Here is a 26,720-nt window from a genome sequence, read left to right as displayed (position 1 = left end):
CCTCACATCCGGAAGACGCCGAAGCCGCCGCGGGCGCCCTCGACCGGTGCGGTGTGGATCGCGGACAGGCACATCCCGAGGACGGTCCGGGTGTCGCGCGGGTCGATGACCCCGTCGTCGTACAGCCGCCCCGACAGGAACATCGGCAGCGACTCCGCCTCGATCTGCTGCTCCACCATCGCCCGCAGCCCGGCGTCGGCCTCGTCGTCGTACGGCTGCCCCTTCGCGGCGGCGGAGGCGCGGGCGACGATGGAGAGGACCCCGGCGAGCTGCTGGGGGCCCATGACGGCGGACTTGCTGCTGGGCCAGGCGAAGAGGAAGCGCGGGTCGTAGGCGCGGCCGCACATGCCGTAGTGGCCGGCCCCGTAGGACGCGCCCATCAGGACCGACAGATGCGGGACCTTCGAGTTGGCGACCGCGTTGATCATCATCGCGCCGTGCTTGATGATGCCGCCCTGCTCGTACTCCTTGCCGACCATGTAGCCGGTGGTGTTGTGGAGGAAGAGGAGCGGAATGTCCCGCTGGTTCGCCAGCTGGATGAACTGGGCCGCCTTCTGCGACTCCTCGCTGAACAGCACGCCCTGAGCGTTGGCGAGGATCCCGACCGGGTATCCGTGCAGCCGCGCCCATCCGGTGACCAGGCTGGTCCCGTACAGCGGCTTGAACGCGTCGAAGTCCGAGCCGTCCACCAGCCGGGCGATGACCTCGCGCGGGTCGAACGGCACCTTCAGGTCGCCCGGCACGATGCCGAGCAGCTCCTCCTCGTCGTGTTCCGGCGGCTCGGCGGGGCCCGGACCGGCGTGGGCCTTGCGCCAGTTGAGCCGGGCGACGATCCGCCGGGCCTGGCGCAGGGCGTCCTGCTCGTCCACGGCGAAGTGGTCGGCGAGGCCGGAGGTGCGGGCGTGCATCTCGGCCCCGCCGAGGGACTCGTCGTCGCTCTCCTCGCCGGTGGCCATCTTCACCAGGGGCGGCCCGCCGAGGAAGACCTTGGACCGCTCCCTGATCATCACGGTGTGGTCGGACATGCCGGGCACGTACGCGCCGCCGGCCGTCGAGTTGCCGAACACGACGGCCACGGTGGGGATTCCGGCGGCGGAGAGCCGGGTGAGGTCCCGGAACAGCGCCCCGCCCGGGATGAAGATCTCCTTCTGGGACGGCAGATCGGCCCCGCCCGACTCGACCAGGCTGATGGCAGGGAGCCGGTTGGCGAAGGCGATCTCGTTGGCGCGCAGGGCCTTCTTCAGCGTCCACGGGTTGGAGGCTCCGCCGCGTACGGTCGGGTCGTTGGCGGTGATCAGGCACTCGACGCCCTCAACCACCCCGATCCCGGTGACGAGCGAGGCCCCCACCGCGTACTCGCTGCCCCAGGCGGCCAGCGGCGACAGCTCCAGGAACGGGGTGTCGGGGTCGACGAGCAGCTCGATCCGCTCGCGCGCCGGGAGCTTGCCGCGCCCCCGGTGCCGGGCCACGTACTTCTCGCCGCCGCCCGCGAGCGCCTTGGCGTGCTCGGCCTCCAGCTCGGCGAGCTTGGCCACCATGGTGGCCCGATTCGCCGCGTATTCGGGGCTGTTGGTGTCGAGGCTCGTGGGCAGAACGGTCATGCGGTCACCTCCGGGAGGGGGACGCCCTCCAGCAGCGGTACGGGGATGGGGAGCCACCGGGACCGCAGCCACTCGCCCACCGCCTTGGCCTGCGGGTCGAACCGGGCCTGGGCGGCGACGCCCTCGCCCAGGAGGCCGTGGACGGTGAAGTTCAGGGCGCGGAGGTTGGGCAGGACATGCCGCACGACGGCCAAGTCCGCGGTCTCCGGCAGGAGTTCCTTGAACCGCTCGACGGTCAGCTCATGCGCCAGCCACCGCCAGGCGTCGTCGCCGCGCACCCAGACGCCCACGTTGGCGTCGCCGCCCTTGTCACCGCTGCGAGCGCCGGCGATCAGGCCGAGGGGAGCGCGCCGGGTGGGGACGGAGGCGGGACAAGGGGCGGGGAGGGGCGGCTCCTCGACCCCGGCCAACTCCAGCGTGACCGACGGCGGCTCGATGGCCACCCGGCTCCCGTCCGGCAGTACGGCGGTGTGCTCGACCTCGTTGGCCGGTACGTGGATCGCCTCGAACACCCCGTAGGGCGCGCCCTTTCCGGGCGGAGCGGTGACATGGAAGCCGGGGTAGCTGCCGAGGGCCAGTTCCACGGCGGCCCCGGAGACGGCCCGGCCGACCGTGTCGGCGTCCTGGTCGCGGACGACGAGCCGGAGCAGCGCACTGGCCCGCTCCTCGGTGTCGGCGTCGGGGTGGTCGGTCCGGGCCAGCTCCCAGCGCACCCCGGCGGGCGGGCGCCCGCCGGCCCGTTCCAGGGCGTCGGCGAACTGGTCCTTCACCAGGTCCGCCTTGGCCTCGATGTCGAGGCCGGTGAGGACGAACACGACCTCGTTGCGCCGGCCGCCGAGCCGGGTGAGCCCGGCCTTGAGGGTGGGCGGCGGGGCCTCGCCGCGTACGCCGTCGATTCGGACCCGGTCCGGGCCGTCCGGGGTCAGCGTCACGGTGTCGAGGCGGGCGGTGACGTCGGGGCCCGCGTACCGGGCTCCGCCGGTCTCGTACAGGAGTTGGGCGGTGACGGTGCCGAGGTCGACGACCCCGCCCGTACCGTCGTGCTTGGTGATGACGGACGAGCCGTCGGCGTGGATCTCGGCGAGCGGGAAGCCGGGGTGGCGGAGGCGGCGCGCGTCGTGCTCGCCGAAGAAGGCGTAGTTCCCGCCGGTCGCCTGGGTGCCGCACTCCAGGACGTGCCCGGCGACGACCGCCCCCGCGAGCGCGTCCAGGTCGTCCGGGCCCCAGCCGAAGTGGGCGGCGGCCGGCCCGGTGACCAGCGCCGCGTCGGTGACCCGGCCGGTGACGACGACATCGGCCCCGGCCCGCAGACAGGCGGCGATCCCGGAGCCGCCGAGGTAGGCGTTGGCGGTGAGGAACCCGTCCGGGACGGGCAGGCTGTCGCCCTCGACGTGTGCGACGGCGACCGGGACCCCGGCCCTGGCCGCCAACGCCCTTACCGCGTCGGCGAGTCCGGCCGGGTTGAGGCCGCCCGCGTTGGCGACGATCTTCACCCCGCGCTCGTGGGCGAGGCCGAGCCCCTCCTCCAACTGCCGGAGGAAGGTGGTGGCGTAGCCCTTGTCCGGGTCCTTGAGGCGGCTGCGGCCGAGGATGAGCATGGTCAGCTCGGCGAGGTAGTCGCCGGTGAGGACGTCGAGGGGGCCGCCGGTGAGCATCTCGCGCAGCGCGTCGAAGCGGTCGCCGTAGAAGCCGGAGGCGTTGCCGATCCGGAGGGGTGCGGGGCCGGGGGCGTTCACCGGTGGCCGTCCGGCTCCGCGCGGGGCGGGCGGCCCGGTCCGGGCGGTCCGGCGAAGGCCTGGGCGATGGAGAGCCACTGGTCGGCGCCCTGTCCCTCGGCGGTGACCGCGAGGTCGGACCGGTGGGCGCGCCGGGTGACCAGGAGGCAGAAGTCGAGGAGCGGGCCGGTGACCCGCTGGGCGGCGTCCTGCGGCCCGTACGCGATCATCTCTCCGCCCGGGGTGTGGAGTTCGACGCGGAACTCCTCCTCGGGCGGGGTGATCCCGCGCACCGCGTAGGCGTAGTCCCGGGCCCGTACGCCGATCCGCGCCACATGCCGGAGCCGGGCGGTGGGGACCCGCCTCACCCCGAGGGCGTCGGCGATGTCCTGGCCGTGCGCCCAGGTCTCCATGAGCCGGGCGGTCGCCATGGACGCGACGCTCATCGGCGGCCCGTACCAGGGGATCCTGGTCCCGGCGGGGGCGTCCCGCAGGACCTTGCCGAGCCGCTGCCGCCCCTCCCGCCACCGGGCGAGCAGGGCGTCCGGGGTGTGGGCGGCGACCAGGGCGTCGGCCGCCTCGTCGACGAAGGACTCGGGGGCGGCCAGGGCCCTGGCCACCTCGTCCCCGAACCGGTCCGGCTCGGTGGCCGCGAGCAGGGCGACCTCGTCGGTCCAGCCGAGGTGGGCGATCTGGTGGACGACGGTCCACCGCTCGGCGGGCGTCGGGGTGCGCCAGCCCGTATCGTCCAACACTCCGACCAGGGCGTCGAGTTCGTCGCCCTCTTCGCGCAGATCGTCGATCACGGCTGCGACAGCGGACACGTGCGCTCCCCTCGGGACCGGGTGTGGTGCCCAGGAGCATGGCAGCGCGCCAGGAAACAATCAAGCACGCTTGCATGATTTTCTGCCCGCGCATCCCCGCGCACCCGACGCGCGCTCCCGTACGGCCCCGCCGGCCCCGGAGGCCCGAGCCGCCCCCGGCAGTGACGGCCGTCACATCGATGGAATGTGTCCCTCCGTGCGGCGGTGAGCAGGAACGACGCGATCGACGCTGGGGGCCAACCGCCTCCGGCTTCACCGATGTTCACATGGGAGGGATACAGCGGTATGGCGGAGACGGGCGCACCCAGGGCCGGAACCATACGGAGACGCGGGACCAGAACCCGGCTGCTGGTGGCCGGGGCGCTGCTCCTGGGCAGCGGGGGCGTGGTGGCCCTGCCCGGCACGGCGGTGGCGGTCGCGGAGACGGACCACGTCCTGTACTGGAACCAGGTCCTCGTGGAGAGCTTCCAGGAGCTGCCCGACTCCAAGGCGAGCCCGGGAGCGCTGGCACGTGCCGCGGCGATGATGAACGGCGCGATCTACGACACGGTGAACTCGGTCAGGACGATCGGCGAGCCCTACCTGATCAAGCCGACGTCCGCCCAGGGCAACGAGGCGGCGCTCGGCGTGGCGATCGACCACGCGGCGTACGGGGTGCTGAAGGCGTCCCTGCCCGACGTGGACTTCTCCGGGGACTTCAACACGGCGCTGGCCATGCCCTCGTCCGCCACCGCGCAGGAGCGCGCGGTCGCCAAGGACCTGGGGGAGAAGACGTCCCGGGCCATGGTCTTCCTGCGCGACCGGGACGCCTCTTCGCTGGACACGCCGTACACGATCGGCAACGACCCGGGCGACTGGCGCCCCACCAGCCCCGGAGTGCCGCCCCTGACCCCCAACTGGGGCCGGGTCAAGCCGTTCGGGATCGACTACGGCTCCCAGTTCCGCCCGCCGCTGCCGCCCGCCCTCGACAGTGCGCAGTACGCCGCGGAGCTCAAGGAAGTGCGGGAGTACGGGGGAGCCGACGCCTCCGTCACCAAGCGCACGGCGGACCAGACCGAGATCGCTCACTTCTGGGCCAACGACCTCCAGGGCACCTACAAGGCTCCCGGACATCTGTTCTCCATCACCAATCACATCGTCGAGAACCGGCTGCCGGAAGCCACGTCGTACGAGACGGCGAAGCTGTACGCGCTGGTGTCGATCGCTCTGGCGGACGCCGGGATCGCCGCGTGGGACTCCAAGTACCTGACCGACGTCGACCTGTGGCGGCCCGAGACCGCGATCCAGCAGGCGGACACCGACGGGAATCCGGCCACGGTGAAGGACGCCGACTGGGAGCCGCTGTCCCCGGACCTGAACGGCGAGCGGTTCTCCCCGCCGTTCCCCTCCTACGTCTCCGGGCACGGCACCTACGCCGGAGCCTGGGCGGGGATCATGAAGCGGTACACGGGGTCGGACGCGTTCGCGTTCACCCTCGAAGCCACGACCGTCGACCCGTACGCCGGCGGCGCGGTCCGCTCGTTCGACTCCTACAGCGAGTTGGCGCGGGAGAACGCCGAGAGCCGTATCTACCTGGGCGTGCATTTCCGCGCGGACGCCGAGAAGGCTCTCGAACTGGGCGACCGGGTCGCCGCCCACGTGTACGCCAACACGCTGCGCTGACCCCGCGGGGCACACGGACAAGGGCCCTGTCGCCGCTTGGATGCGGCGACAGGGCCCTGTGCGTGTGCGCCGCGGCCTACTTCTGGTAGCCGATGCGCAGCACGCGCCACGTATTGGGACCGACGATGCCGTCCACGGCCAGGCCGACGTCCTTCTGGAACTTCTTCACCGCGGTCTCGGTCAGCACGCCGAAGAAGCCGTCCTCAGCACCCGCGTCATAGCCCCACAGGTTGTTGATCAGACACTGGATCTCCTTGACCCGGTCGCTGTACTGGTCGTTGTTGTAGCCGAAGCCGACGTCCAGGTTCCACGCCCAGGAGTAACCCGCGGTGTAGCCGTTGTAGTTGGCCGAGTCCCGCAGGTACGGAGTGGCGCAGTTCTGGGAGAGGACGGCGGACGGGGCGGCGACGGCCTGCGCGGGGGCCGCCGCCGACGCCGGAACGGTCAGCCCGCCGCCGAGGATCGCGGTGAAGGCAAGGACCGCGCCGGCCCGTGTGGCCCGTATGCGATGGGACATGTGCTCTCTTTCTGTGGCGTGCCGAGTGGCTCGGGACAGGGACGAGAGCACTCTGTCCGCCGAAAGAGAGGAATACACCCTTCCAGCCTGTGCCCGGGACCACTTCCGCATCGCTTGACGCCGGGAAGATCCATGGGCCGCCAGGCCCGCCGCACAAACGGCCCCGGACCTCGTCACTCCTTGCGGCGGCGCCCCGCCTGACTGCGTACCGCGCCCATGCTCGCCCCGATGACCAGCGCGATGGCGAGGGCGTCCGTCGTGGAGAGGGCCTGGTCCAGGATCAGGAAGCCCGCGCCGGCCGCGATCGCCGGTTCCAGGCTCATCATCACGGCGAACGTGGGCGCGGGCAGCCGGCGCAGCGCCATCAGCTCCAGGGTGTACGGGAGGACCGAGCTGAGGAGGGCCACCGCCGCGCCGAGCGCCACGGTGGACGGGACCGTGAGTTTCGCCCCGGACTCGATGATGCCCAGGGGCAGCGAGAGGACCGCGGCGACCACCATCGCCAGCGCCAGCCCGTCCGCCTGCGGGAAGCGGCGGCCGGTACGGGCGCTGAACACGATGTACGCCGCCCACATCGCCCCGGCCCCCAGGGCGTACGCCGCGCCGACCGGGTCGAGGCGGTCGAATCCGCCGCCGCCCAGCAGCACGACGCCGACGAGGGCGAGGCCCGCCCACACGACGTTGATCAGCCGGCGGGAGGCGAACACCGAGAGGGCGAGCGGGCCGAGCACCTCCAGGGTGACGGCGATGCCGAGCGGGATCCGGTCCAGCGCCTGGTAGAAGAGCGTGTTCATGCCGCCCATCGCGATGCCGAAGGCGAGCACCGTGCCCCAGTCGGCACGCGAGTGGCCGCGCACCTTCGGGCGGCAGATCACCAGCAGGATCAGCGCGGCCGCCGCCAGCCGCAGCGTGACGACGCCCAGCGCGCCCGCCTTCGGCATCAGGAGCGCCGCGACGGCCGAGCCGAACTGGACGGACAGACCGCCGGCGACCACCAGCACGATCGGCGTCAGCGCCGTCCGCCGGCCGGCCCCGGTCCGCCCGGCGGGCGCGCCCGTGCCCACGTCCCCGTGGACGTCCGCGCCCACCCCTGCGCCATCGAGTGCCGCCACCGCTACGGGTACGGCCACGGCTGCGGCCGCCGGTTCGGCGGCGCTGCGCTGGTCGTTCACGGGGGACCTTCCGGGGGAGCGAGGGACGGGACGACTTAGTGCAATGCAATGGACTGGACAGTACGGCAAACCGCACCGCCCCGCCAAAAGGCTTCCCTCCGCCGCCGCCCAGAGGTTCCCCGCACCGCCAGGGGCTTCTCGCACCGCCCGGAGGTTTCCTTTCACCGTAAGGACGCCCGCGCGTTCCGTGAAATGCCGGTCAAGCTCCCGTTATGCTTCCCATGCATGAACGAGGGACCCTCCACCGGCCGCCCCATGGAACTCCGGCACCTGCGGGCCTTCCTCGCGGTCGCCGACGAGCTCAACGTCACGCGCGCCGCCGCCCGCCTCCGGCTGACCCAGCCCGCCGTGTCCCGTACCCTCGCGGCGCTGGAGCGGCACCTGGGGGTCCGGCTCGTCGACCGTTCCACCCACCACCTCGCCCTGACCTCCGACGGCGTCGCCTTCCGTGACAAGGCCGCCGCCGCGGTCGCCGCCTTCGACGAGGCCCTCGCCCCCGGGCGGCTGCGCACCTGGCCACTGCGGCTCGGGCACGCCTGGTCCGCGTTCGGGCCGTACACCACGCCGCTGCTGCGGACCTGGCAGGAGCGCCACCCGGGGACCCCGCTGGAGCTGCTCCGGATCGACGACCGCACCGCCGGCCTGACCCGGGGCGAGGTCGACGCGGCACTGCTGCGGGGGCCCGTGGACGCCCCGGGGCTCGTCGCCGAGGTGCTGTTCACCGAGGCCCGGGTGGCGGCGGTGACCGCGGACGGGCCGCTCGCGGGGCGGGCGTCGCTCGCGCTCGCCGATCTCGCGGACGGCCCCGTCGTCCTGAACACCGTCTCCGGGACCACCACCGTCGGCCTGTGGCCGCCGCACGCCCGCCCGGCCGCCACCCTCACCGTCGGGAACACCGACGACTGGCTCACCGCCATCGCCGCCGGCCGCGGCAGCGGGGTGTCCACCGCCTCGACGGCGACCCTGCACCCGCACGCGGGGGTCGCCTACGTCCCGCTCGACGATGCCCCGGGCGTCCCGGTCCTCCTCGCCCGCCGCGACGCCCCCGGCCACCCGGCCCTGCCGGAACTGGCGGCGCTGGCCCGGGAGATCATCGCCAGGGGTCCGTGAGCGCGTGGCGCACCCGGGCATTTCGCACAGCCCCGGGCCGGTTGGGACGGCAGAGAGCACGACGGCCTCGACTTCCACCTCGGCCTGCCCGAGGCGCTGGAGCCGCGGTACGTACCGATCCGCCCGATGGTCCCCACGCCCGAGCAGACCGCGGAGCTCCTGGCGAACGCCCCGGCTCCGGACAGTCCGACCGCCATCGCCTTCAGCGCCGGATCCACACCTCCGGCCGACCTGGTGGACTTCGTCAACTCCCGTACGACACGGGCGCTGAGCCCCACGTCAGCGGGTGGCGTCGCCTCCGCACGCGGACTCGCGGGGATGTACGCGGCAGCCGCGGCCGGCCTGGACGGCGGGGCGCCGCTGCTCAAGCCGGAGACGCTCGCCGAGTTCGGCCGGAGCCACCTGCGCGATCACCTCCGCGAGGTGCCGGGCCCGGTCGTACGTGCTCGTACGCGCTCACACGCCGGGTCCGAGCCCCTCCGCGATCACCTCCGCGAGGTGCCGGGCCCGGCGTCCGGCGAGCTGGTCGAGCTGCGTACGGCAGGAGAAGCCGTCCGCGAGGAGTTCCGTCCCGGGTTCCGCGTCCCGTACGGCGGGGAGCAGCCGTTCCTGTGCGCAGGCGACGGACACCTCCCAGTGGCCCTTCTCGAAGCCGAAGTTCCCGGCGAGCCCGCAGCAGCCGCCGCTGAGTTCGCCGGTCAGGCCCATCCGTTCGCGCAGCCGGCGTTCCGCCGCGTCGCCGAGGACCGCGTGCTGGTGGCAGTGCGTCTGGCCGACGGCCGGGCGGTCCAGGCGGGGCGGGGTCCAGTCGGGGGCGCACTCCTCCAGGTACTGGGCCAATGTCCGTACGGACGCGGCCAGTTCGGCGGCGCGCGGGTCGTCGGGGAGGAGTTCGGGCAGGTCGGTGCGGAGCGTCGCGGCGCAGCTCGGTTCGAGGACGACGAGCGGCCCGCCGGGGAAGAGCCGGAGCCGGTCCAGGGTCCGGCGCATCACGCGGCGTGCCGCGTCCAGCTGGCCCGTCGATACGTAGGTGAGGCCGCAGCACACCCCGCGCGGGGGCGGCAGCACCGTACGCCCCGTCGCCTCCTCCAGGACCCGGACGGCCGCCCGGCCCGTCTGCGGGGACAGGTGCTCGGTGAAGGTGTCCGCCCAGAGGGCCACCACCCGGTCGGAAGAGAGGACGCGCGTCCCCTCGCCCTGACGGCGACGGCGCAGCCACCGGCTGTACGTCTCCGTCGCCAGCACCGGAATCGTCCGCTCGGGCGCGATCCCCGCCAGCCGTTTCGCGAGCGCGGCGAGCGGGCGCAGCCGGGCCAGGGCGTTCAGCGGGCGGGCGAAGGGGGCGGCCAGGCGCAGCCACCGCGGCAGGCGGCCCATCGTGTAGTGGGCGGCGGGGCGGCGGCGGCCCCGGTAGTGGTGGTGCAGGAACTCCGCCTTGTACGTGGCCATGTCGACGCCGACCGGGCAGTCGCTGCGGCACCCCTTGCAGGAGAGGCAGAGGTCGAGCGCGTCCCGCACCTCCGTACTCCGCCAGCCGTCCGTGACGACCTCGCCCGCGAGCATCTCGTGCAGCAGCCGGGCCCGCCCCCGGGTCGAGTGGGCCTCCTCGCCGGTCGCGCGGAAGGACGGGCACATGACGCCCGCGCCGCTCGTCCCCGTCGTACGGCACTTGGCGACTCCGACACACCTGCGTACCGCGCCCGCGAAGTCCCCGCCGTCCTGCGGGTAGCCGAACTCCACGTCCACCGGGCGCCGGGGCAGGACCGCGAAGCGGAGGTTCGTATCGAGCCGGTCCGGGCGGACGAGCATCCCGGGGTTCAGGCCGCCGTCCGGGTCCCACAGGTCCTTGAACCGGCCGAAGAGGCCGACGAGTTCGTCCCCGTACATCCGGGGCAGCAGCTCCGCGCGCGCCTGGCCGTCGCCGTGCTCGCCGCTGAGGGAGCCGCCGTGCGCGACGACCAGGCCGGCCGTCTCCTCGGAGAACCGGCGGAAGCGGGCCGCCCCGTCCGCGCCGATCAGGTCGAAGTCGATGCGTACGTGGATGCAGCCGTCGCCGAAGTGGCCGTACGGGGTGCCGCGCAGGCCGTGTTCGGTGAGCAGCGCCCGGAAGTCGCGGAGGTAGGCGCCGAGCCGGGCGGGCGGCACCGCGCAGTCCTCCCACCCGGGCCAGGCCTCACTGCCGTCGGGCATCCGGGTCGCGGTCCCTGCGGCGTCCTCGCGGATCCGCCACAGGGCCCGCTGCCCGGCCGGGTCGGTGACGACCGTCCCGTCGACGGCGTCGGCCGCCCGCAGGATGCGTTCGGCGTGCGCCTTCGCCTCGGCCGGGGTGTCGCCGCCGGTCTCGACGAACAGCCAGGCGGCCCCGCGCGGCAGCCCGGCGGACTCGGTGACGAGGTCGGCGGCCATGCCCTCGACGGTGAGCGGGCCGTACGGGAGGAGGCCCGGGGCGGCGTCGGCGGCGTCGGACTCGTCGGCGTACCCGAGGACGGCCAGGGCGCGGGCGCGCGGGGCCTCGACCAGGCGCACGGTGGCCTCGGTGACGACGCCGAGGGTGCCCTCGCTGCCGCAGAACGCCCGGACCGGGTCGGGGCCGCCGGGGTGTTCGGGGAGCAGGGCGTCGAGCGCGTAGCCGGAGATGCGGCGTGGGAGGTCGGGGTAGCCGGTGCGCAGGAGGGCGAGGTGGGCGGCGACGAGCGCGCCGACTCCCTCGGGTCCCTCGCCGCTCCCCTGTTCCAGGCGCAGCGCCTCGCCCCCGTACCGGACCACCGACAGCTTCCGCACGTTGTCCGCCGTCGTGCCCCAGGCCACCGAGTGCGCGCCGCAGGAGTTGTTGCCGATCATCCCGCCGAGGGTGCAGCGGCTGTGGGTGGAGGGGTCGGGGCCGAAGGTCAGTCCGTGGGGTGCGGCGGCGGCCCGCAGGTCGTCCAGGATCACGCCGGGCTGGACGACGGCGGTGCGGGCGGCGGGGTCCAGGTCGAGGACCGTGCGCAGATGGCGGGTGAGATCGAGGACGAGGCCGGTGCCGGTGGCCTGCCCGGCGATGGACGTGCCGCCGCCGCGCGCCACCACCGGGACGCCGTGCTCCCGGCAGACGGCCAGGGCGGCGGCGATGTCGTCGGCGTCGCGCGGGGCGAGCACGCCGAGCGGGACGCGGCGGTAGTTGGAGGCGTCCATGGTCGTCAACGCCCGTGCGGTGACCCCGAAGTCGCTCGCGCCGCGTACGGCGGAGCGGAGCGCCGCGACGAACGCCGGGGAAGCTTCCGGGGGAGTTTCGGCATGCGATCGATGCTGTTCGGCCATGGCTTCAGCATGCCGTCGGTACAGGTGAACTCTTGGGATGCGGGCGGCCCAAAGCGTATAAGCAGTACAAAAAAGGCCACAAGATCTTCCCAAACAGACCGTCAAGTCTCCTATAGTGACCAAGACTTGCGCAGGAATTATCAGCTCCAGTTGTGCATGATCGCCCACACCCGTGGCGAACTGTCCTGATTTCGACCTGTACAGCTTCGCCATGTCCGCACCGTCCGCCACCGAGGACTCCGATTGCGCCCCTCACCCCGGCCCACCGCACTCGCCCTGCTGATCTCGGCAGCCGCAACCGGCACGCTGACCCTGTGGGGCGTCGCCGCGGCCCCTGACGCGGTACGGACCCCGCTGGCCTGGGGCGCGGGCGCAGCCGCCGTGCTGCTGAGCGTCTGCGTGGCCGTCACCGTCCACACTCTGGGGACCGCACGGACGCTGCGCGCCCTGCGGGCCGCCGACGCCCAGCGGTTCAGCTCCGAGACCTCGCGTCTGGTCTCCGCCGCCGCCGCCGAGGCACAGCGCTTCACCGCGGAGACCGCCCGGATCAAGGGCGCCGCTTCCGCCGAGACCGCCCGACTCGCCGCCGAGGCGCGCGCCGAGCACGAGCGGATCGCCGCGGACGCCGCCGCCGAGCAGGCCCGCCTCGCCGTCACCGTCGACCGGCTGACCTCCCGCGCCTCCCGTGCCGAGACCGAGCGCTCCGCGGCCGTCGCCGCCTGCGCCAACGCGGCCGGGCGGATGCAGGCCCTGGCCACCAGCATGCTGGCCGACCTCCGCGAGATGGAACACCGGCACGCGGACGAGTCCGTGCTCGGGGACCTGCTCCACCTGGACCACCGCACCGCCCAGGCGGGCCGCCTCGCCGACTCCATCGCCGTGCTGACCGGGGCCCGCTCCGGCCGGCGCTGGGCCAAGCCGATCGTCATGGAGTCGATCCTGCGCGGCGCGATGGGCCGGATCGGCAGCTATCAGCGGGTCCGGCTGCACTCCACCAGCGATGCCGCCATCGCCGGTCACGCGGCCGAGGGCGTCATGCACGCACTCGCCGAACTCCTCGACAACGCGGCCAACTTCTCGCCGCCCACCGCCGAGGTCCATGTGTACGTGGAGGAGGTCCCGGCGGGCATCGTCATCACCGTCGAGGACAGCGGGCTCGTCATGAGCGAGGTGCAGCTGCGCCGCGCGGAGAAGGCGGTCTCCGCCGAGAACCAGGACCTCACCAGCCTCTCGGGCACCCGCCTCGGGCTCGCCGTCGTCGGCCGGCTGGCCCGCAAGCACGGACTGACCGTCTCCTTCCGGCCGTCCGCCCGGGGCGGCACGGGCGCGCTGATGATGCTCCCCCAGGACCTCATCTCCCGCGCGCCCGCACAGACCCCGGCGGCCCTGGCAGCGGTGGCCCCGGCGGCCCCGGCAGCAGCGGTCCCGGCGGCCACCACGTCGGCCGCTGCCGCCCTCGCCCCCGCCCTCCCCGCCGAGCCGGAGCCCTCGCACGCCTCGGCCGCCGGTGCGGACACCGCCGACGCCGCGGCCCGGTCCCTCACCGAGGACGACACCGCCACGCCCCTGACCCCGACGGCGGAGCCGGAGTTCCCGGAGTTCCCGGAGTTCCCGGAGTTCCCGGCCTCTTCGGCGGATTCGAAGCCCCCGGGCTCTTCCGTGGACTCGAAGCTCTCGGGCTCTTCCGTGGATTCGGAGTCCGAGTCCACCGGCACCGTGCCCACGTTCGGCGAGAGCGGCCTGCCCAAGCGCCGCCGCGGCCGCACGCTGGCCGCCGCCGAGTCCCGTACCGGCAACGCCACCCCCGGCGGAGCCGAACCCCCCCGGGCCCGTACCACCGACCCGAAGGTCCAGGCAGCACGCTTCAGCACCTTCAGCAAGGCGGTACGGGCCAACTCCACGCACCCGGAAGGCAACACCCGATGACCGCGACCACCGACGAGAAGCTCAACTGGCTGCTGGAGGGGCTGCTCGACCGCACCCCCGGGACCCGGCACGCCCTCGTCCTGTCCCGCGACGGCCTCAAGCTGTGCCGCACCCCCGAGCTCTCCGTCGACCAGGCCGACCAGCTGGCCGCGATCTCCGCCGGGATCCAGAGCCTGTCGCACGGCGCGTCCATCGAGTTCGGCGACGGCACCGGCGGCGTACGGTCCGCGATGGCCGAGTTCTACGGCGGCGTGCTGTTCATCGTCGAGGCGGGGGCCGGAGCCCACCTGGCCGTCGTCGCCGACGAGGACTCCGACGTGGGCCTCGTCGGCCACAACATGAGCGAACTCGTCGAGCAGCTCGGCGAACACCTCGTCGCACCGCCCCGCGAACCCGCCGAGGTTCCGGCCGTATGACGACGGCACCCCGCCCCCGACCGGGCCGCGACGACGATCCGGACCGGCTGTACACCCTCACCGGGGGACGCAGCCGGTCCGACTCCGCCGCCTTCGACCTGGTGACGCTCGTCGTCGCCGAGTGCGATCCGGCCCCCGGGATGCAGTCCGAGCACGTGGCGATCCTGCGGATGTGCCAGGGCCCCACCGCCGTCGTCGAGATCGCCGCGAGCCTGAACCTGCCGGTCAGCATCGTCCGCATCATGCTGTGCGACCTGCTCGACACCAGCCGGATCAGCGCCCGCCACCCCCGTACAGCCCGTGTCGCGGACCGTCTCCCCGACCCCGACATCCTGGAACAGGTGCTCGTTGGACTCCGCAACCTCTGACCGCGCCGCCCTGAGCGCGACGGCCGACAACGGACTCAAGATCGTTGTCGTCGGCGGCTTCGGGGTCGGCAAGACCACCATGGTCCGATCCGTGAGCGAGATCCGTCCGCTCAACACGGAGGAGACCATGACCCGCGCGGGCGAGGCCGTCGACCACCTCGACGGCGTCCAGGCCAAGACGTCCACCACGGTGGCGTTCGACTTCGGCCGGATCACGCTCGACGAACGGTCCGTGCTGTACCTCTTCGGCGCGCCCGGACAGGAGCGGTTCTGGTTCCTGTGGGACCGGCTGTTCTCCGGCACGCTCGGCGCGGTCGTCCTCGTCGACACCCGGCGGCTCGCCGACTCCTGGTACGCCATCGACCGCCTGGAGCACCACGGCACGCCGTTCATCGTGGCGTGCAACGACTTCGGCGGCCCGCTCCACAGCGAGCAGCAGATCCGGGAGGCCCTGGATCTCTCGGAAGACGTACCGCTGGTGGAGTGCGACGCCCGCGACCGCTCGTCCAGCAAGTACGTGCTCATCACGCTCGTCGAGCACCTCGCCGCGCTCTCCGCCGCCCGCCTCCGCGCCCCCGAGGCGGCCCTGGCGACGGCCGGCCCGACCCCGGAGCCCGCCCCGTGACCACTGCCTCCGGCTGCCCCGTGACCGGCGGATCCGTCCCCCTGTCCGGGCCCCGCTTCCAGAGCGACCCCGTCCAGCTCTACCGCGACATGCGGCGCGACCACGGGGCGCTCGCCCCGGTCGTACTGGACGGCGACGTGCCCGCCTGGCTCGTCCTCGGCTACCGCGAACTGCACCAGGTCACCGGCGACCCGGTCCTCTTCAGCCGGGACTCCGACCTGTGGAACCAGTGGGACCGCATCCCCGACGACTGGCCGCTGCTGCCGATGATCGGGCGCAAGCAGCCCTCGATCCTCTACACGGTCGGCGAGCGCCACAGCGTCCGCGCCATGATGATCAGCAACGCGCTGGAGGGCGTCGACCCGTTCTCCCTGAAGCGGTACGCGGAGGAGTTCGCGGACGAGCTGATCGACCGGTTCTGCACCAAGGGCTCGGTGGACATCATCGCGGAGTACGCCAAGCTGCTCCCCGCCCTCGTACTGGCCAGGATCTACGGCTTCTCCGACGCGGAGGCGCACCCCCTGGTCAGCGCGATCAACGACATGATCGACGGCCGCGAGCGGGCGCTCGCCGGACAGCAGCACCTGGCCACCTCGATGTTCCGGCTGCTGGCCGACAAGCACGCCGAGCCCGGCGACGACGTGGCCAGTCGGATGATCTCCGACCGCGGCGGCTTCACCGACGAGGAGGTCGCCCAGGACCTCATGGTCATGATGGCGGCCGGTCACCAGCCGACCGCCGACTGGATGGGCAACTCGCTGCGCCTGATGCTCACCGACGACCGGTTCGCCGCCTCGCTCTCGGGCGGCCGGCACAGCGTCGCCGAGGCGATGAACGAGGTCCTCTGGGAGGACACCCCCACCCAGAACGTGGCCGGCCGCTGGGCCGCCCGCGACACCCACCTCGGCGGCCGCCACATCCGCGCCGGTGACCTGCTGCTCCTGGGGATCGCCGCCGCCAACGGCGACCCGCAGGTGCGGACCCACGCCTCCGCGCTGACCGGCGGCAACAACGCCTTCTTCTCCTTCGGCCACGGCGAGCACCGCTGCCCGTTCCCGGCCCAGGAGACCGCCGAGGTCATCGCCCGTACCGGCATCGAGGTCCTGCTCGACCGGCTGCCCGACGTGGACCTCGCCGTCCCCGCCGAGCAGCTCACCCGCCGCCCGTCACCGTGGCTGCGCGGACTGACGGACCTGCCGGTGACCTTCACGCCCACGCCCGCCCTCGGCAGACCCGGAAACCACGGAGGCCCCGCATGACCCGCATCGTGCTCGACCCGTTCGTCACCGACCTCGACGGCGAGAGCGCCGCACTGCGGGCGGCCGGTCCGCTGGCGGAGGTGGAGCTGCCGGGCGGGGTGCACGTCTACGCGGTCACCCGCCACGCGGAGGCCCGCGCGCTGCTCACCGACAGCCGGGTGGTCAAGGACATCAACGTCTGGGGCGCCTGGCAGCGCGGCGAGATACCGATGGACTGGCCGCTGATCGGCCTGGCCAACCCGGGCCGCTCGATGCTGACGGTCGACGGGGCTGACCACCGCCGTCTCCGAACGCTGGTGGCGCAGGCGCTCACGGTGAAGAGGGTGGAGCGGCTGCGGTCCGGGATCGAGGCGCTGACGAACGCGAGCCTGGAGAAGCTGGCGGCCCTCCCGGCCGGGCAGCCGGTCGACCTGAAGACCGAGTTCGCCTACCCGCTCCCCATGAACGTCATCAGCGAGCTCATGGGCGTGGACGCGGCGGACCACCCGCGCCTCAAGGAGCTGTTCGAGAAGTTCTTCTCGACGCAGACGCCGCCGGAGGAGGTCCCGCAGATGATGGCGGACCTCGGGGCCCTCTTCACGAAGATCGTCGACGCCAAGCGGGCGAACCCGGGCGACGACCTGACCAGCGCCCTGATCGCGGCCTCCGAGAACGGTGACCACCTCACCGACGAGGAGATCGTCAACACGCTGCAACTGATCATCGCCGCCGGGCATGAGACCACGATCAGCCTGATCGTCAACGTCGTCGAGGCGCTCCAGACCCACCCCGAACAGCGCGAGAAGGTGCTGAACGGGGAGATCGGGTGGGACGGCGTGATCGAGGAGACGCTGCGCTGGAACACCCCGACCTCGCACGTCCTGATCCGCTTCGCGACGGAGGACATCAAGGTCGGCGACAAGATCCTGCCGAAGGGCGAGGGCCTGATCATCTCGTTCGGCGCGCTGGGCCGCGACGAGGAGAGCCACGGCCCCACGGCGGGCGAGTTCGACGCCACCCGCACCCCGAACCGCCACATCGCCTTCGGCCACGGGCCGCACGTCTGCCCGGGTGCGGCGCTGTCCCGCCTGGAGGCGGGGATCGCGCTCCCCGCCCTCTACGAGCGGTTCCCGGACCTGGAACTGGCGGTCCCGGCCACCGAGCTGCGCAACAAGCCGATCGTGACGCAGAACGACCTGTACGAGCTGCCGGTGGAACTGGGCTGCCCGTTCGGCCACGACGCGTAAGCCTTCCCTCAGCGGCGCCGGGCCACGAGCCCAGACCGCCCCGCCGGGGGTGACGTCCACGGGGTGGGCGGGGCGCCCGGCCACGAGCCCTGACCGCCCGCCGGCGGTGACGTCCACGGGCCGGAGCGCACGTCTCATCGGACGGACACGGTTACGGAGCCGTGCCACCGAGGGACTACGCTCCGTCCCGTGGCCGACATCCAGATTCCCGCTGACATCAAGCCCGCCGACGGACGCTTCGGCGCCGGTCCTTCCAAGGTGCGGACGGAGGCGCTCGACGCGCTGGCCGCCACCGGCACCTCCCTCCTCGGCACGTCCCACCGCCAGGCCCCGGTCAAGAACCTGGTCGGCGAGGTACGGGACGGTGTGCGCAGTCTCTTCTCCCTCCCCGAGGGTTACGAGGTCGTCCTGGGCAACGGCGGCTCCACCGCCTTCTGGGACATCGCGACGCACGGTCTGATCGAGTCGAAGTCCCAGCACCTGAACTTCGGTGAGTTCTCCTCGAAGTTCGCCAAGGCCGCGAAGCTCGCGCCCTGGCTGTCCGACCCCACCGTCATCGCCTCCGAACCGGGCACCCACCCGGACCCGCGGGCCGAGGCGGGCGTCGACGTCTACGCCTTCACCCACAACGAGACCTCGACGGGTGTCGCGGCCCCGGTCAAGCGCGTCGCGGGCGCCGACGAGGGCGCCCTCGTCCTGGTGGACGCCACTTCCGGTGCGGGCGGCCTGCCGGTCGACATCACCGAGAGCGACGTCTACTACTTCGCCCCGCAGAAGTCCTTCGCCTCCGAAGGCGGCCTGTGGATCGGCGTGTTCTCCCCGGCCGCCCTGGAGCGCGCCGCCCGGATCCACGCCTCGGGCCGGCACATCCCGGAGTTCTTCTCGCTGCCGACGGCGATCGACAACTCCCTGAAGAACCAGACGTACAACACCCCGGCGCTGTCCACCCTCTTCCTGCTGAACGAGCAGCTGAAGTGGATGAACACCCAGGGCGGCCTGGACTTCACCACGGGCCGCACGGCGGCTTCGTCCGGCCACCTCTACGGCTGGGCCGACGAGTCGAAGTACGCCACCCCGTTCGTCACGGACCCGGCCAAGCGCTCGCAGGTCATCGGCACGATCGACTTCGCGGACGAGATCGACGCGGCGGCCGTCGCCAAGGTGCTGCGCGCCAACGGCATCGTGGACACCGAGCCGTACCGCAAGCTCGGCCGCAACCAGCTGCGCGTGGCGATGTTCCCGGCGATCGACCCGGCGGACGTGCAGGCGCTGACGGCGTGCATCGACCACGTGATCGAGAAGCTGTAACTTCCCGGTTCTCGACTGCCCGAAGACGGCCCGGCACCCACGCGGTGTGCCGGGCCGTTGCTTGCCCCATTCCCCGCGCAGGAGGCCCGCGATGCCCACAGCTTCCGTCGACCGCCCCTGTGGCCATGGGCCGGAGCCGCTGATCGAAGCCGCGAATCGGCTCATGGACCGGCTTCCGGGGTATCGCGTCGAGATCATCGACGGCATGATCACCGTGGCACCGCTCCGGGACGGCCCCCATGCCAACGCACTGACCACGGTCATGGCCCCCCCTCCTCGCCGCCGGGCTTGACGACGGCGACACCGCAGTCCTCCAGGCCGTCGGCCTCTGGCTCCCCAGCGGCCCCGAGGACTACGTGGTCCCCGATCTGGCGATCGTCGACGCCGACCTCGACGAGCACCTGATCGAGAACAACTGCTACGACCCCGCCTGCTTCCGCCTGGTCCTGGAGGTCACGTCCGGGAACCACCAGACCGACCTGCGCCACAAGGTCGTCGCCTACGCCCAGGCCAACATCCCGGTCTACGTCATCGTCGACCGCAAGCACGGCCGCGTGCACGTCCTGACCGAGCCGCTCCCCGCCGGCTACGACCGCCACGAGGTCTACGCCCCCGGCCAGGAGGCCCCGCTCCCCGACTCCATCGGCACCGAAGTCGCCCTGGACGTCGACGAGATCGTGCGCGCGGGCAGCCCGAAGCGCTGAGGACGCGGCCTACTCCCCCGGCGCCGCCACCAGCACCGCCCGCAGCGCGGTTATCCCCGCCAGCCACTCCTGGTCCGCGCCGGCGTCCGCCCACAGGTCCAGCGGCTCGGCGTTCTTCAAGGTGAGGCGGTCCAGCGCGCGGACGGCCAGCGGGCGCAGGTCGGCGGGGAGCGGCGGCAGGGGCTGCTTCGGACCGTACGCGGTGGTGACGGGCTCTCCCCCGGGGCACTGCGCGGCGATCAGCGCGGCAGCGGCCACCGCCTCCTCCCCGCCGTCCACATAGTCCTGCGGCCCGGTGCCCGAGACGGCGGCCAGGACACCCCGAAGCACGTCCGCCTTCTCCCCGGGCTCCGCGTCGTCGACCCGGCCGCCGAAGTCGGCGGCGGTGTCGTTGTCGAAGTGGCCGATGTCCCAGGCGCCCATGGGAGCCCCCCTCAATCCGCTGTGCCGGTCAGTCCGCTGTGCTGATGTCCTCATCCTCACAGCCGCCACTGACAATCGGCCTGCGCGCGAGCACGAACCCCTGCGGCGACCGCTCCGGGAACGGCCCGTCCGTCTCCCGCTCCCGCCACACCACGGACCGGACTTCCAGGCCAGCGTCCCGCAGCAGTTCGGCGATCCGCTCCGGCTGCCGCCGGTGGAAGACGAGCGAGATTTCCTGGCCCAGCGCCTCCGTCAGCCGCAAGGGTTCGTCCCCGACCTGGAAGCCGAGCTGTACGTACGCCCCCGGGGCCAGAACGCGGTGGAACTCCGCGAAGGCGAGGGGCAGTTCCTCGTCCGGGACGTGGATGGTCGAGTACCAGGCGAGCAGCCCGCCCAGCGACGCGTCCGGCAGCCCGAGCCCGAGCATGGAGCCCTCCTCGAAGCGCAGCCCGGGGTGATCCTTCCGCGCCTCGGCCAGCATCTGCGGGGCGAGGTCGATCCCGAACACGTCGAGCCCCAGCCCGAGTCCGTGCAGATACCCGGTCACCCGGCCGGTACCGCAGCCGACGTCGGCCAGCGGGAGACCACCGCCGCCCTTCGCCACCAGCTCGCCGAAGGCGGTCAGCAGCCCGCGTTCCAGCGGCTTGGCCGCCAGCTCGTCACGGGTCCAGCTCGCGTAACCGTCGGCGATGGCGTCGTACGAGGTCCGGGTGGTGCGCAGGAAGTCAGGTTCGGCGGTCATGGGCCGGAACCCTACGACAGGCCTGACACCGCAACCACACTCGCGGCACCGCCGGAGGCCGGGCGCGGTGTGCGGGGCGCCGGAGCATTGATGTCCCGTCGGCTGAACGGGTCGTTGCTGACCTGCCGGTTCCTGGTTCGCCGAGCGCGGGGACCACAGACAGGTCACCTGTGACACCGAAGCTGGATCGGGACCACCCCCGCGTGCGCGGGGACCACCCGACGGCGATCTGTACGCCGATCCCGGACACGGGACCACCCCCGCGTGCGCGGGGACCACTCGCGGAACGGGGCGTTCTTCTCCAGCAGCCGGGGACCGCCCCCGCGTGCGCGGGGACCACATCTGGACGCGGCGAATCAGACCGGCCGCCCTGGGGACCACCCCCGCGTGCGCGGGGACCACGTCGGCTCCTTCGAGGAACTCCCCGACGGGGCGGGACCACCCCCGCGTGCGCGGGGACCACGCCTACGGCTTCTGCCGCGCGCACGCGGTCGCGGGACCACCCCCGCGTGCGCGGGGACCACAGTTCGTGACCTGCGGGTTTATGCGGCCGAGGGGCTGTTTTTACTTACTTCTTGAAAAACCGACATATCTCCCCCTGTGTGGCAAACCGTCCTGGCTTAAAGGTGGGTTGTCAGGAGTGATTCTGCCCTTTGCCGGCCGTGAGAGGCGTCTCGTTCTCTGCAAGAGGAAGGGCGTTCGCCGTCGTGCTCGGGATTTCGCGGAGGTGAATGGTTGCCATGCGGGGGCTAAGTCGCATGTCGCGTGCTTCGCCGGAGGCTTCTGTCGGTTGGGGGCGCGAGTTGATCGTGGCCCCCGGTCTCAGACGGGTTTGAGGAGGTCGCGGAGGTTGGCCATGCGGGCTTTGATGTCGGCGATTTCGGTGGGGTGGGCCGGGGTCTTGGCGGTGGTGGAGTGGTGGTGGGTGCGGCAGGGGTGGCAGAGGCCGTCGGGGAGGGCTTCCGGGGGGCCGGGGCGGCCGCAGTCGGTGCATTCCATGAGGATGCGGCGGGGTGGGGCGAGGGTGCTGGGCGGGGTGCTCTCGGTGGGCAGCCGGGGTGGGAGTTTGTCGGTGAGACGGCGGCGGATCAGGCCGGCAGGGGAGTCGACCTTGGCGGGGAGTCCTGCGGTGAGGGCGCTGGTCAGGTAGTCGGTGGTGACGCCCCGGGCGAGCCATTCCGCCGCCTGTGGTTCCAGCGCTGCGCAGTCGTCGGCGGAGAGGGTGAGGCGGTGGTCGTCGCGGCCCAGGCGGGCCAGGGCGAGATACGCGGGGGAAGGGCCTGCTACGAAGGTCGGGGCTACGGAGGTCGGGGGCGTCGCGGGGGCCGTGTCCGGTGCGGGCGTCGCGGGCTCGGCGTCCGGTGCCGGTCCCCGGTTCCGGGTGCGCTGCTGCGGTACGCCGGTGGGCTCGGGCACCGGTTCCGCACCGGGGCCCTGCGGGGCGGGCGGTGGCGGTTCCTCGGCCGCGCTCCACGGCGGCGGGGAGGCCGTGTCCGGTGCGGGGGTGTTCGGTGTGGAGCTGACGGTGCGGGTGGCGTTCTCGGTGGTGAGGTAGGTGTTCCACCACTGGTTGTCGTGGGCGGTGCGGGACCAGAAGGTGCGGTAGACCCAGCGGGTCTCGTCGCCCGCGCCGCCGACCGGGCAGCGTACGCGTCGCAGGTGCCCGGCGACGGACAGGGCGGTCAGGGCGGTGGAGATGGCCTGCTGCCCGTAGAGCGGGAGCTGCTTGGCCAGGTGCTTCACGCTCATCGCCGCGCCCTCGGGGAGGTGGTCCACGAACCCGGCGACGTACCGCTCACGCGTCGGCAGCAACGCGAAATCATCACGCGCACGGGGAAGTTGGTCCGGTGCCGTGCGTTTGCCGTAGCCGGGCTTGGCCATCGGGTACGCGGCGGAGCGTGCGGGGGCGTGCGGGGCGGAGCTAGGCTGCTGGGTAGCCACGGGGTCGCCTTCCACGGGAGCGATCTTGCGGTGAGACCCCGGCCTGGTGCTTGCAACACCGTGTCGGGGTCGTTTGGTTCTCGCACCGTAAGCAGTCGTGACGCTGCGCCGCAAGCTGTCACGATTAGTCATACTTCCCGGCCGTGACGAGGGCAGGGAGGTGGGGAGGTTTTCCCCAAACCCCTTCATCTACCCACCGGTTAAAGAAGGCGCTCGAACCCCGGGTCCCGCATCCCGACACCCGAAGCCTGGGCCCCGAGCCTCGGGCCGGGGCACTGCCCGCGTACACCCGGAAGAGTGACCCGACCGTCCCGAAGCCCGAGACCCGAAGCCCGAAGCTCAGGGCTCGGGACCCGAGCTTCGAGGATGAAGTGGAGACAGCCCGGCCTGCGGGTGCGCGGGGCCTTCCATCTCGCGATTGCTCGGCCGCCGCCTACGATCGCAGCATGATTCGTGCAGGCGTGTTCGATGTCGGTGAGTGCCTGGTCGACGAGATCCATGAGTACGGCACTCGGGCTGACTGGCTGATTCCGGACTGGTTCCGGGCCCGGTGTCCTGGGAACGGCTTTCAAGAGCGTGCTGGGGGAAGCGTCCACCTTGTGGATGACCTGCACGTTCCCCGTCCTCCGGGCCCCTCTCAGCCCTCGGCGGTCCACACCTGGTCCACTGGCCTCGTACGGGTCCCTGACGCCTCACGCCTCACGCCACCGACTTCCGCACTGCCTCAGCCAGCGTAGCCGCCCGCATGTCGTCCGACCCACTGACGATGTGGTTCATCACGTAGCCAAAGGCAATGCCGTGCTGCGGATCGGCGAAGGCAAGTGAGCCACCGCGCCCGGTGTGGCCGAACGCGTTCGGTCCGGTCATGGCGTTGCTCTCGGTGGGCAGCATGTAGCCGGTGCCGAATCGGCTGGGGAACACCATCACCTGATCCTTCCCACTGGCCTGTTCCTTGGTCGCCGATGCCAGGGTCTCCGGGGCAAGCAGGCGTACTCCGTCGACCTCGCCGATCAGCGCGGCGTACATACGGGCGAGTGCGTGTGCGGTGCCGATGCCGTTGGAGGACGGGAGTTCCGCGGCCTGCACCTCTGGCGAGTCGAAGTCGATAGCGGCCGGGTCGGTGACCGCAAATGCCCGGTTGCTGAATGAGTTCGGGTCACGCCAAGCGGCGACCTGTTCGCGTAGTTCCTCTGGGAGGGATTCGGCAGGGACCGCTGTGAGATCCACAGCCGGTGGCCGGTACGCCATGCGGCTGACTCGATCACGTTCGCTCGTCGGCAGGCCGATGAAGAAGTCCAGTCCGAGGGGGCGCGCGATCTCGTCGGCGAAGAAGCGACCCGGCGTGCGGCCGGAGACTCGGCGGATCACCTCGCCGACCAGCCAGCCCCAGGTTCGGCCGTGGTACCCGTGGGCAGTGCCCGGAGTCCACTGGGGGCGCTGGGCCGCCAGCGCTGCCGCCATGGGGCCCCAGCTCAACGCCTCGCTGAGGGGCAATGGGTGATCCAGCGCGACCAAGCCGGCCTGGTGGGACAGGAGCCAGCGGACAGGGATGTCCGCCTTCCCGTTCGCCGCGAACTCGGGCCAGTACTTCGCCACGGGTGTTTCAAGGTCCAGTACGCCACGCTCGGCGAGCATGTGCACTGCGGTCGCGGTGGCTCCCTTGGTCGCTGAGTAGACCAGTTGCAGGGTGTCCCGCGTCCACGGGCGACCGGTCTCCGGGTCGGCGACGCCGCCCCAAAGGTCCACCGCTGGGCGGCCGTGTTGGTAGACACACACGGCCGCGCCGATGTCCCCGTGCCGGGTGAAGTTCTCCGTGAACGCGTCGCGGACCGGTTCGAACCCGGGCGCAACCTCACCGTGGATCGTCGTCATGCCACTCATCCTGACAGCTCCGCTGCCTTCTCTGACAGAGCGGTAGCCGGTGCTCAAAGGCGCTCGCCATCGGTGCGCACGACGAGGGTGACGCGCTCGCCCCTCGTGATCGGCCGTACGCCGTGGATGTGGTCGCGGGTGGCCGGGAAGGCGACCAGGGTGCCGCAGGGCGGCTTGATCTCCTGGGCGGGGTTCTCGAAGAAGAGTTCGCCGCCGCCGTAGGAGTCGGGGGTGTTGAGCCAGACTACGAAGGTGAGGTCGCCGCCGACGACGGGCTGTCCGTTGGTACGGGCGCGCTCGCGTTCGATGTCGGTGACCTCGTCGTGGTGGGCGACGAAGCCGACGCCGGGGCCGTAGCGGTAGATCACCGCCGGCTGGGTGGGTATCCGCTTCGGGGCGATCTCGAAGTGGCCACGCAGGTGGGCGGCGCAATGCGAGATGACCGCCTCCTCCAAGTGCGTCGGAACCTCGACGTACTCGCTCTTGCGCAGCGATTCGTCGATGACGCCCTGGTAGGTGCGCGGGCTGGTGGTCTGGTTCTTCACGTGGTCCATCAGCGCTCCGCAGAGGCTGAGGGGGATGGCGCTCTCTACGACGAGCGGTAAGCGGCTCTTCCAGGTCATGAGGTGGGCTCCTTCCGCCAACGGGTGCCTTCGGGCGAGTCCTCAAGGGTCACGCCCTGCTGGGTGAGCTGGTCGCGGATCGCGTCGGCCTCGGCGAACTTCCTCGCCGCGCGGAGCCGGTCGCGTTCCTTCACGAGTTCGTCGACAGCGGCGTCGCTCTGGGCGGAGCCGGGGATGTCGAAGGTTCCGAAGAGGTTGTTCACGTCCTCGATCAGCCGGAGGGCGGCCGGGCCGGCCGGTTCCTCCATGCGGTTCTGCTCGCGGATGTACTGGAACAGGACGGCGAGGGCGCCGGGGGTGTCGAAGTCGTCGTCCAGGCGCTCACGCATCTCCTTCCAGGCATCGGTGGCGCGTGCGGCGTTCGCCTGGCTGTCGGTGTGCGCGGGGTCGATGGTCCGGGCGAAGTTCTCGATCCGGCGGCGTGCCCCTCGGGCCTGCTCCAGCGTGGAGTCACTCAGCTCCATGGAGGAGCGGTAGTGCTGGGAGAGGAACGCGTGCCGCAGGGTGCGGAAGTCCGTCCGGGTGAGGGCGTCGCGGATGGTGAGGAAGTTTCCGGTGCTCTTCGACATCTTCTCGCCGTCGACGCGCAGCAGTCCGGTGTGCATCCAGTACCGGGCCAGCGGCTCGATGCCGGAGGCGGCTTCCATCTGGGCCACCTCGGCCTCGTGGTGCGGGAAGATGAGGTCCACGGCCCCGCCGTGCAGGTCGTACGAGGGCCCGAAGAACGTCTCCGTGATCGCGGTGTCCTCGATGTGCCACCCCGGCCGGCCCTGGCCCAGCTCGGTCTCCCAGAACGGCTCGCCGTCCTTGCGGCCCTTCCACAGCGCGAAGTCGCCCGGGTTGCGCTTCTTCGAGTGGTCATCGATCCGCGACACCGAGTCCTCGGGGCGCAGGTCGGTGCGGCCGGAGAGCTTGCCGTACGCGGGGAACGAGGCCAGGTCGAAGTACCAGCCGTCATCGAGCTGATAGGCGTGACCCCGCTCGATCAGCCGCTTGATCTGGTCCACGATGCCGTCGATGTGATCGTGGGCCCGCGCGTGGACGTCGACGCGCGTGTTCCCCAGCGCGGCCATGTCCTCCAGGTACTGCTTCTCGAAGAGCGCCGCGATCTCCTCCGGCGGGACACCCTCCTCCGCCGACCGTCGGATGATCTTGTCGTCGACGTCGGTGATGTTCTGGAGGTACGTGACCTTGTACCCGCTCGCCTCCAGGTACCGGGCGATGAAGTCGAACTGCGTGTACGTCTTCGCGTGCCCGACGTGGCTGGGGCCGTACACGGTGGGTCCGCACACGAACATCCGCACCTCGGCCTCCCGCTCGGGGCGGAACTCCTCGGTCTGGCTGGTCAGCGTGTTGTGGACCTTGATCGACATCATGCCTCCTGTG

General features: G+C 72.1%; 21 protein-coding genes, 2 pseudogenes and 1 CRISPR repeat array. Of the genes and pseudogenes, 11 read left to right on the top strand and 12 right to left on the bottom strand.

Features of this window, described 5'->3' with window-relative positions:
* Positions 1-2 precede the first annotated feature (2 nt).
* Genes ACGF2Y_RS18205 through ACGF2Y_RS18195 form a run of 3 tightly spaced genes read right to left on the bottom strand, consistent with a single transcriptional unit; the run spans position 3 to position 4,140 of the window.
* Complete coding sequence (locus ACGF2Y_RS18205; protein WP_392948173.1) at positions 3-1,601, bottom strand: acyl-CoA carboxylase subunit beta; 1,599 nt, start codon at positions 1,599-1,601, stop codon at positions 3-5.
* Positions 1,598-3,337, bottom strand: coding sequence for an acyclic terpene utilization AtuA family protein (locus ACGF2Y_RS18200; protein WP_392948171.1), 1,740 nt, complete (start codon positions 3,335-3,337; stop codon positions 1,598-1,600). Before ACGF2Y_RS18200 ends, ACGF2Y_RS18205 begins: the two co-directional genes overlap by 4 nt.
* A complete protein-coding gene (locus ACGF2Y_RS18195; protein ID WP_392948168.1) occupies positions 3,334-4,140 on the bottom strand; it encodes a TIGR03084 family metal-binding protein in 807 nt (268 codons plus the stop codon). Before ACGF2Y_RS18195 ends, ACGF2Y_RS18200 begins: the two co-directional genes overlap by 4 nt.
* Before the next feature lie 285 nt (positions 4,141-4,425).
* Between ACGF2Y_RS18195 and ACGF2Y_RS18190 the strand changes: the two genes are divergently transcribed.
* Entirely contained in the window at positions 4,426-5,802 is a 1,377-nt protein-coding gene (locus ACGF2Y_RS18190; protein WP_392948165.1) for a vanadium-dependent haloperoxidase, read from the top strand.
* 76 nt (positions 5,803-5,878) lie between these two features.
* Here ACGF2Y_RS18190 and ACGF2Y_RS18185 read toward each other — a convergent pair whose 3' ends face one another.
* Positions 5,879-6,319, bottom strand: a complete 441-nt coding sequence (locus ACGF2Y_RS18185; RefSeq protein ID WP_392948162.1) for a peptidoglycan-binding protein — start codon at positions 6,317-6,319, stop codon at positions 5,879-5,881.
* A gap of 173 nt (positions 6,320-6,492) precedes the next feature.
* Positions 6,493-7,491, bottom strand: coding sequence for a DMT family transporter (locus tag ACGF2Y_RS18180; protein WP_392948159.1), 999 nt, complete (start codon positions 7,489-7,491; stop codon positions 6,493-6,495).
* 225 nt (positions 7,492-7,716) lie between these two features.
* Here ACGF2Y_RS18180 and ACGF2Y_RS18175 point away from each other — a divergent pair, with 225 nt between their 5' ends.
* The gene (locus ACGF2Y_RS18175; protein WP_392948157.1) at positions 7,717-8,601 is read left to right on the top strand and encodes a LysR family transcriptional regulator; all 885 of its coding nucleotides are present in this window, start codon (positions 7,717-7,719) and stop codon (positions 8,599-8,601) included.
* Between the two features lie 456 nt (positions 8,602-9,057).
* Here the strand turns inward: ACGF2Y_RS18175 and ACGF2Y_RS18170 are convergent, their stop codons facing one another.
* Positions 9,058-11,901: an FAD-binding and (Fe-S)-binding domain-containing protein gene (locus tag ACGF2Y_RS18170; RefSeq protein ID WP_392948155.1), complete on the bottom strand. Its 2,844-nt coding sequence runs from the start codon at positions 11,899-11,901 to the stop codon at positions 9,058-9,060.
* 243 nt (positions 11,902-12,144) lie between these two features.
* On the opposite strand from ACGF2Y_RS18170, the gene ACGF2Y_RS18165 reads away from it, so the two are divergent.
* The 8 genes and pseudogenes from ACGF2Y_RS18165 (at position 12,145) to ACGF2Y_RS18130 (ending at position 19,733) form a co-directional block, all read left to right on the top strand.
* Positions 12,145-13,827: a sensor histidine kinase gene (locus ACGF2Y_RS18165; protein WP_392948152.1), complete on the top strand. Its 1,683-nt coding sequence runs from the start codon at positions 12,145-12,147 to the stop codon at positions 13,825-13,827.
* The gene (locus tag ACGF2Y_RS18160; RefSeq protein WP_006126641.1) at positions 13,824-14,243 is read left to right on the top strand and encodes a roadblock/LC7 domain-containing protein; all 420 of its coding nucleotides are present in this window, start codon (positions 13,824-13,826) and stop codon (positions 14,241-14,243) included. The genes ACGF2Y_RS18165 and ACGF2Y_RS18160 overlap by 4 nt, the downstream gene beginning before the upstream one ends.
* The gene (locus tag ACGF2Y_RS18155; protein WP_352243892.1) at positions 14,240-14,611 is read left to right on the top strand and encodes a DUF742 domain-containing protein; all 372 of its coding nucleotides are present in this window, start codon (positions 14,240-14,242) and stop codon (positions 14,609-14,611) included. Before ACGF2Y_RS18160 ends, ACGF2Y_RS18155 begins: the two co-directional genes overlap by 4 nt.
* Positions 14,592-15,236, top strand: coding sequence for an ATP/GTP-binding protein (locus tag ACGF2Y_RS18150; protein ID WP_392948149.1), 645 nt, complete (start codon positions 14,592-14,594; stop codon positions 15,234-15,236). The genes ACGF2Y_RS18155 and ACGF2Y_RS18150 overlap by 20 nt, the downstream gene beginning before the upstream one ends.
* Entirely contained in the window at positions 15,233-16,495 is a 1,263-nt protein-coding gene (locus ACGF2Y_RS18145) for a cytochrome P450 (RefSeq protein WP_392948146.1), read from the top strand. Before ACGF2Y_RS18150 ends, ACGF2Y_RS18145 begins: the two co-directional genes overlap by 4 nt.
* Complete coding sequence (locus ACGF2Y_RS18140) at positions 16,492-17,721, top strand: cytochrome P450 (RefSeq protein WP_392948144.1); 1,230 nt, start codon at positions 16,492-16,494, stop codon at positions 17,719-17,721. Before ACGF2Y_RS18145 ends, ACGF2Y_RS18140 begins: the two co-directional genes overlap by 4 nt.
* Before the next feature lie 189 nt (positions 17,722-17,910).
* A complete protein-coding gene (serC, locus tag ACGF2Y_RS18135; RefSeq protein WP_392948141.1) occupies positions 17,911-19,029 on the top strand; it encodes a phosphoserine transaminase in 1,119 nt (372 codons plus the stop codon).
* A gap of 91 nt (positions 19,030-19,120) precedes the next feature.
* Positions 19,121-19,733: pseudogene (locus tag ACGF2Y_RS18130) on the top strand (Uma2 family endonuclease).
* A gap of 9 nt (positions 19,734-19,742) precedes the next feature.
* Here ACGF2Y_RS18130 and ACGF2Y_RS18125 read toward each other — a convergent pair.
* The 3 genes from ACGF2Y_RS18125 to ACGF2Y_RS18115 form a co-directional block, all read right to left on the bottom strand.
* Positions 19,743-20,156, bottom strand: a complete 414-nt coding sequence (locus tag ACGF2Y_RS18125) for a DUF4259 domain-containing protein (RefSeq protein WP_392948138.1) — start codon at positions 20,154-20,156, stop codon at positions 19,743-19,745.
* Positions 20,157-20,184: 28 nt separating this feature from the next.
* Positions 20,185-20,898: a class I SAM-dependent methyltransferase gene (locus ACGF2Y_RS18120; protein ID WP_392948135.1), complete on the bottom strand. Its 714-nt coding sequence runs from the start codon at positions 20,896-20,898 to the stop codon at positions 20,185-20,187.
* Positions 20,899-21,033: 135 nt separating this feature from the next.
* Positions 21,034-21,422: direct repeats of the CRISPR family, unit length 22 nt; unit sequence CCCCCGCGTGCGCGGGGACCAC.
* A 298-nt stretch (positions 21,423-21,720) separates the two neighbouring features.
* The gene (locus ACGF2Y_RS18115; protein ID WP_392948133.1) at positions 21,721-22,839 is read right to left on the bottom strand and encodes a MarR family transcriptional regulator; all 1,119 of its coding nucleotides are present in this window, start codon (positions 22,837-22,839) and stop codon (positions 21,721-21,723) included.
* Positions 22,840-23,285: 446 nt separating this feature from the next.
* On the opposite strand from ACGF2Y_RS18115, the pseudogene ACGF2Y_RS18110 reads away from it, so the two are divergent.
* Positions 23,286-23,366 (top strand): annotated as a pseudogene (locus tag ACGF2Y_RS18110) (haloacid dehalogenase); the annotation flags it as partial.
* 172 nt (positions 23,367-23,538) lie between these two features.
* Here ACGF2Y_RS18110 and ACGF2Y_RS18105 read toward each other — a convergent pair.
* Genes ACGF2Y_RS18105 through cysS form a run of 3 tightly spaced genes read right to left on the bottom strand, consistent with a single transcriptional unit; the run spans position 23,539 to position 26,710 of the window.
* Positions 23,539-24,711 carry a serine hydrolase domain-containing protein gene (locus tag ACGF2Y_RS18105; RefSeq protein ID WP_392948130.1) on the bottom strand — a complete coding sequence of 391 codons (1,173 nt, stop codon included), beginning with the start codon at positions 24,709-24,711 and terminating at the stop codon, positions 23,539-23,541.
* A 53-nt stretch (positions 24,712-24,764) separates the two neighbouring features.
* A complete protein-coding gene (locus tag ACGF2Y_RS18100) occupies positions 24,765-25,334 on the bottom strand; it encodes a 2OG-Fe(II) oxygenase (RefSeq protein ID WP_392948127.1) in 570 nt (189 codons plus the stop codon).
* Positions 25,331-26,710 carry a cysteine--tRNA ligase gene (cysS, locus tag ACGF2Y_RS18095; RefSeq protein ID WP_392948125.1) on the bottom strand — a complete coding sequence of 460 codons (1,380 nt, stop codon included), beginning with the start codon at positions 26,708-26,710 and terminating at the stop codon, positions 25,331-25,333. Before cysS ends, ACGF2Y_RS18100 begins: the two co-directional genes overlap by 4 nt.
* Positions 26,711-26,720: the final 10 nt, after the last annotated feature.

Source organism: Streptomyces sp. NPDC048142 (assembly GCF_043202835.1).
GTDB lineage: Bacteria > Actinomycetota > Actinomycetes > Streptomycetales > Streptomycetaceae > Streptomyces.
Note: the sequence above shows the minus strand (reverse complement) of the source record. Positions and strands in the feature narration are given on the sequence as shown.

Excerpts from the sequence above, each read along its gene's own strand:
- cysS (WP_392948125.1), bottom strand. The coding sequence starts at position 26,710 with ATGATGTCGATCAAGGTCCACAACACGCTGACCAGCCAGACCGAGGAG.
- ACGF2Y_RS18105 (WP_392948130.1), bottom strand. The coding sequence starts at position 24,711 with ATGACGACGATCCACGGTGAGGTTGCGCCCGGGTTCGAACCGGTCCGC.
- ACGF2Y_RS18175 (WP_392948157.1), top strand. The coding sequence starts at position 7,717 with ATGAACGAGGGACCCTCCACCGGCCGCCCCATGGAACTCCGGCACCTG.
- ACGF2Y_RS18120 (WP_392948135.1), bottom strand. The coding sequence starts at position 20,898 with ATGACCGCCGAACCTGACTTCCTGCGCACCACCCGGACCTCGTACGAC.
- ACGF2Y_RS18155 (WP_352243892.1), top strand. The coding sequence starts at position 14,240 with ATGACGACGGCACCCCGCCCCCGACCGGGCCGCGACGACGATCCGGAC.
- ACGF2Y_RS18205 (WP_392948173.1), bottom strand. The coding sequence starts at position 1,601 with ATGACCGTTCTGCCCACGAGCCTCGACACCAACAGCCCCGAATACGCG.
- ACGF2Y_RS18185 (WP_392948162.1), bottom strand. The coding sequence starts at position 6,319 with ATGTCCCATCGCATACGGGCCACACGGGCCGGCGCGGTCCTTGCCTTC.
- ACGF2Y_RS18160 (WP_006126641.1), top strand. The coding sequence starts at position 13,824 with ATGACCGCGACCACCGACGAGAAGCTCAACTGGCTGCTGGAGGGGCTG.
- ACGF2Y_RS18125 (WP_392948138.1), bottom strand. The coding sequence starts at position 20,156 with ATGGGCGCCTGGGACATCGGCCACTTCGACAACGACACCGCCGCCGAC.
- ACGF2Y_RS18170 (WP_392948155.1), bottom strand. The coding sequence starts at position 11,901 with ATGGCCGAACAGCATCGATCGCATGCCGAAACTCCCCCGGAAGCTTCC.
- ACGF2Y_RS18140 (WP_392948144.1), top strand. The coding sequence starts at position 16,492 with ATGACCCGCATCGTGCTCGACCCGTTCGTCACCGACCTCGACGGCGAG.
- ACGF2Y_RS18100 (WP_392948127.1), bottom strand. The coding sequence starts at position 25,334 with ATGACCTGGAAGAGCCGCTTACCGCTCGTCGTAGAGAGCGCCATCCCC.
- ACGF2Y_RS18190 (WP_392948165.1), top strand. The coding sequence starts at position 4,426 with ATGGCGGAGACGGGCGCACCCAGGGCCGGAACCATACGGAGACGCGGG.